Here is a 1,754-nt window from a genome sequence, read left to right on the forward strand (position 1 = left end):
AGATCCGGAATACAACAAAGAAGATAAAGAGAAGCAAGTAGATCCGGAATACAACAAAGCAGATAAAGAGAAGCAAGTGGATCCAGAATTCAGTAGAGTAGGTAAAACAACACAGCCACAAAATAAAGTAACTGCTCAACAAACTGCTTCGAAAGATAATAAAGGATTAAATCAAACAGATGCCTCTAAATCAACAAAACAAAAGAAACAAGCTATTTCTTTAGATGAATTAGAAAATGGTACTACTACACTATCAAAAGATAATCCAAGTAAAAAAGATAAAGAAGAAAAAGATGGTTTGAAAGCTTTAAAATCAAATTCAGTAGCAACCTTAAACAATAAATCTAAAAATAATGCCACTGTTGCTAATAAAGATCAAACAAACAAGAAGGCTAAACAAGATCAATATAAAAACCATGATCCAATTATTCTAGTACATGGATTCAATGGTTTTACAGATGATATTAACCCAGCAGTACTTTCACACTATTGGGGTGGCGATAAAATGAATATTCGCCAAGACTTAGAAGAAAATGGTTATAAATCATACGAAGCAAGTATCAGTGCTTTTGGTAGTAACTATGATAGAGCAGTAGAACTTTACTACTATATTAAAGGTGGTCGTGTAGACTACGGTGCTGCTCACGCTGCAAAATACGGTCATGACCGTTATGGTAAAACGTACGAAGGTGTTTATAAAGATTGGCAACCTGGTCAAAAAGTCCATTTAGTAGGACATAGTATGGGTGGTCAAACGATTCGACAACTTGAAGAACTATTAAGAAATGGTAATCAAGAAGAAATTGATTATCAGAAGAAACATGGTGGCACAATTTCACCATTGTATAAAGGTAATAATGATAATATGGTTTCTTCAATTACAACATTAGGAACACCTCACAATGGTACGCATGCATCTGATTTAATCGGAAATGAAGCGGTTGTAAGACAAGTGGTTTATGATATAGGTAAAGCATTTGGTAATAAAGATTCAAGAGTGGATTTCGGACTATCTCAATGGGGCTTAAAACAAAAACCTAACGAATCATACATTGACTATGTCAAACGTGTTAAAAATTCTAAACTATGGAAATCACAAGATAGCGGGTTATACGATTTAACTAGAGATGGTGCTACAGATTTAAACCGTAAAACATCATTAAATCCAAACATTGTCTATAAAACATATACAGGTGAAGCAACTCATAAAGGATTGTTTGGTAGACAAAAAGCAGATTTAAATATGTTCTTGCCGTTTACTTTAACTGGTAACGTAATTGGTAAAGCAACTGAAAAAGAATGGCGTGAAAATGATGGCCTTGTATCAGTTATTTCTTCACAACACCCATTTAATCAAAAATATACAAATGCTACAGATAAAAATCAAAAGGGCATTTGGCAAGTAACACCAACAAGACACGATTGGGACCACGTTGACTTTGTCGGACAAGATAGCTCTGATACAGTGAGAACTAGAGAAGAATTACAACAATTCTGGCATGGCTTAGCAGCTGATTTAGTAGAAAGTGAAAAACTAACATCAGAGGAAAAGGCACATGCTTAAATAAGTAATTATATAGAAAATAAAGAAAGGAGAATGCGATATGTCTGGAGACTTCTTCCAATTAATCGGTTCATTATTCAAAGTGTTAAAAGAATTATTTAAATAAAAAAGTTTAAAAATGCGCCTAACAAAATTTAATATATTTGTTAGGTGCTCTTTTATATTTAAAAATTAATAGTGACTATAGTAA

1 protein-coding gene is annotated in these 1,754 nt (G+C 32.9%); it reads left to right on the plus strand.

Features of this window, described 5'->3' with window-relative positions; genetic code table 11:
* On the plus strand, positions 1–1,564 hold a 1,564-nt coding region (lip, locus tag CD121_RS11260), incomplete at its 5' end, for a YSIRK-targeted triacylglycerol lipase (RefSeq protein ID WP_257214298.1).
* Positions 1,565–1,754 lie beyond the last annotated feature (190 nt).

The organism is Staphylococcus pasteuri (genome assembly GCF_003970495.1).
Classification (GTDB): Bacteria; Bacillota; Bacilli; order Staphylococcales; family Staphylococcaceae; genus Staphylococcus; species Staphylococcus pasteuri.